Source organism: Massilia sp. CT11-108, assembly GCF_047302915.1.
In the GTDB taxonomy this organism is placed as follows: domain Bacteria; phylum Pseudomonadota; class Gammaproteobacteria; order Burkholderiales; family Burkholderiaceae_D; genus Telluria; species Telluria orientalis.
On the sequence record NZ_JBKYMO010000533.1, the window covers coordinates 1 to 3,567 of the forward strand.

Sequence of the window (3,567 nt, forward strand, 5' to 3'; positions counted from 1 at the left end):
GGCATGCACAGCGCGCCCACTTCGATGCCACATGGTTCGGGTGGCGCTGCGCCGCCAGGCCGATGAATTCGACGCGTGGACCCAGCACGGCCGCGGCAGCGCCTTCTTCATGCGCATCTGGCAGGGCGCCGCGCCACCCGAACCATGTGGCATCGAAGTGGGCGCGCTGTGCATGCCGCTCGCCGGCGAGGACGAGAGCGGCGACGGCTGGGGCGTCACCTGCGATCTCGATGGCGCGACCCTGCTGGGCGTGGATGGACTCGGTCACGGGCCGGAAGCGGCAAAGGCCGCCGCCGGCGCCATCCAGGCGCTGCAAAAGCGTCCGGCCGCTCTGCCTTCCGAAGTGCTGCACACGGCGCACGAACTGCTGCGCATCACGCGCGGTGCCGCGATGTCCGTGGCAAGGATCGACTACAGCGGCGGCGACATCCGTTGCGCCGGCATCGGCAACGTGGCCGCCGTCGTGTTCGACGGCGCGGCGCGCCGCGCGCTCGTGTCGCACAACGGCATCGTGGGGCACAACATGCGCAAGGTGCAGGAATTCACCGCGCCGTTCCCGCCCGGCGCGCTGTGCGTGCTGGCCTCGGACGGCATCCAGACCCAGTGGGACCTCGGCGCCTATCCGGGCCTCCACGTGCACGCGCCCGCGCTCGTGGCGGCCGTGCTGATGCGCGACTTCATCCGCCGCCGCGACGACGCGATGGTGCTGGTCGCGCGCCGGAGAACGTCATGAACGTGCAGCGCATCCTGGCCGTGGGCCTCGACGCCGAGCAGGACGTCGTGCTCGTGCGCCAGCGCGCGCGCCAGGTCTCGCACCTGCTCGGGTTTTCGCAGCAGGACCAGGTACGCATCGCCACCGCCGTCTCGGAAGTGGCGCGCGGCGCCTGCCAGGCCGGATTTGGCGGCCGCGCCGCGTTCCTGATCCGCGAGGCGGGCCGGCGCCAGTCGCTCGAGGTGACGATCAGCGGCGGCAAGGGCGCGCAAGGCAGCTTGCCGGACGATGCCGTCGTCACCGCGCACCGCCTGATGGACGAGTGCGACGTCGCGCGGGACGAGCAGGGCGCCGGCGTGATCACGATGCGCAAGGCGCTGCCGCCGCAGCTGTGGATCGACAATGCGCGCCTGGCCGAGGTCGCGGCGCAGCTGGCCAAGGACAGCCCCGTCGCGAACACGTACAACGAACTGGAGCTGCAGAACCGCGAACTGGTCGCCACGCTGGCGGAACTGCGCGAGCGCCAGGAAGACCTGCTGTCGCTGACGCGCGAACTGGAAGACACGAACCGCGGCATCGTCGCGCTGTACGCCGAGATCGAGGACAAGGCCGAGCGTTTGCGCCGCGCCGACGAGATGAAGTCGCGCTTCCTGTCGAACACGAGCCACGAACTGCGTACGCCGCTGTCGTCGATCCGCGCGCTGGCCAAGCTGCTGCTGGACCGCATGGACGGCGACCTGACGCCGGAACAGGAGCGCCAGGTGCGCTTCATCGAGGCCGCCGCGGCCGACCTGTCGGAACTCGTCAACGACCTGCTCGACCTGGCCAAGATCGAGGCGGGCCGCGTCGAGGTGGTGGTGGCGCCCATCGTCGTGGACAACCTGTTCCGCGCGCTCAAGGGCATGCTCCGTCCGCTCGTCGACGAGGCGCGGGTCGACCTGATCTTCGAACCGTGCGACTATGTCGAGGCATTCGATTCGGACGAGGGCAAGATCTCGCAGGTCCTGCGCAATTTCATTTCGAACGCCCTGAAATTCACCGAGCAGGGCGCGGTGCGCGTGTCGGCCTTCCATGACCGGGGGGCCGACACGATCACGTTCGCGGTAGCCGATACCGGGATCGGCATCAGCCCGGACAACCTGCAACTGATCTTCGAAGAGTTCAGCCAGATCGAACACCCGCTGCAGCGGCAGAGCAAGGGCACGGGGCTCGGCCTGCCCCTGTGCCGCAAGCTGGCGGATCTACTCGGCGGCCGCGTGGACGTGGTCAGCCAGCCCGGCGTCGGCTCCACCTTCAGCCTCGTGCTGCCGCGCTTCTTCCCGGCCCAAACTGTGCAGCGCAACGCTGGAACCTGAGGAACGCAACATGACTACCCCGACCTTGATCCTCAACGTCGACGACAACGACGGCGCCCGCTACGCCAAGACGCGCATCCTGCAGAGCGCCGGCTTCGACGTCGTCGAGGCGAGCAACGGCACCGATGCGCTCAATGTCGTAAAGCGCGGCGGCGTCGCGCTCGTGCTGCTCGACGTGAAGCTCCCGGACATCAACGGCATCGAGGTGTGCCGCCGCATCAAGGCCGACCCGGACAGCGCGATGGTCCTCGTGCTGCAGACGTCGGCCGCGCTGACGGGCCGCGCCGACAAGATCCGCGGCCTGGAGGGTGGCGCCGACAACTATCTCGCCGCGCCGATCGAGGCCGACGAACTGGTCGCCAACGTCAACGCGCTGCTGCGCATGCGCCAGACCCAGAGCGCGTTGCGCGACAGCGAGGAACGCTTCCGCCAGCTCACCGACAACATCGAGGACGTGTTCTGGATGTTCTCCGTGCCGGCGCGCGCGCTCGAATACGTGAGCCCCGCGTACGCGACGATCTGGGGCCGCCCCATCGACACGCTGGAGCGCGAGCCGGACAGCTGGCTCGCGGCCGTGCATCCGGACGACCGCGCCTACGTCGCGTCGCTGTGGGATGCGCTGCAGGCCGCACCGCACTACGAAGCCGAATTTCGCGTGATGATGCCGGACGGCTCGCCGCGCTGGGTGCGCGACCGCCTGTTCCCCGTGCGCGACCGGCGCGACGAGGTGTATCGCGTGGCGCGCGTGACGAGCGACATCACGCGCCGCAAGGAGATGGAAGCGCTGCTGCGCGCGGCCGACGCCAACAAGAACGAATTCCTCGCGACGCTCGCGCACGAGCTGCGCAATCCGCTGTCGCCGATCCGCAATGCGGCGGCGCTGCTGGGCGCGTCCGGCAACGGCGCCAACGAGCACCAGGCGCGCGCGCGCGACGTCATCACGCGCCAGGTCGACCATCTCGCCCACCTCGTCGACGACCTGCTCGACGTGGCGCGCATCTCGGAGGGCAAGATCGTCCTGCGCCAGGAAGAGGTCGAGCTGAAAGGCGTGATCGCCCAGGCGGTCGAAACGGCCGGTCCCCTGATCGCGGCGCGCGAGCACAAGCTGGACGTCGTCCAGCCGGACCGCCAGATCTGGCTGCGGGGCGACCCGGTGCGCCTCGCGCAATCGATGGGCAACCTGCTGCACAATGCGGCCAAGTTCACGCCCAAGGGCGGCAGGATCAGGGTCGAGGTGACGCTCGCCGACGCCGTCGTGCGCATCGCCGTGCGGGACAACGGCATCGGCATCGCCGAGGACAACCTGTCGCGCATCTTCGGCATGTTCGCGCAGGCGGCCGTCCCGCCGGACCGCGCACCGGAAGGCCTCGGCATTGGCCTGTCGCTCGTCTCGCGCCTGCTCGAGATGCACGGCGGCCGGCTGTCCGCCACGAGCCCCGGCATCGGCCTCGGCTCCACGTTCACCGTCGAGCTGCCGGTGCTGCGCACGGCGGAGCAGGG

3 protein-coding genes are annotated in these 3,567 nt (G+C 69.7%); all 3 read left to right on the plus strand.

All coding sequences use genetic code 11. From position 1 onward, the window contains the following. The coding region (locus ACEN88_RS26830; protein ID WP_413344569.1) for a SpoIIE family protein phosphatase at positions 1-733 on the plus strand (733 nt) is incomplete at its 5' end. Further along, positions 730-2,067, plus strand: a complete 1,338-nt coding sequence (locus tag ACEN88_RS26835) for a sensor histidine kinase (protein WP_413344571.1) — start codon at positions 730-732, stop codon at positions 2,065-2,067. The genes ACEN88_RS26830 and ACEN88_RS26835, both read left to right, overlap by 4 nt. 10 nt (positions 2,068-2,077) lie before the next feature. Beyond that, the coding region (locus tag ACEN88_RS26840; protein ID WP_413344573.1) for an ATP-binding protein at positions 2,078-3,567 on the plus strand (1,490 nt) is incomplete at its 3' end.

Coding starts and splice junctions, on each gene's coding strand:
- ACEN88_RS26835 (WP_413344571.1), top strand. CDS start 730: ATGAACGTGCAGCGCATCCTGGCCGTGGGCCTCGACGCCGAGCAGGAC.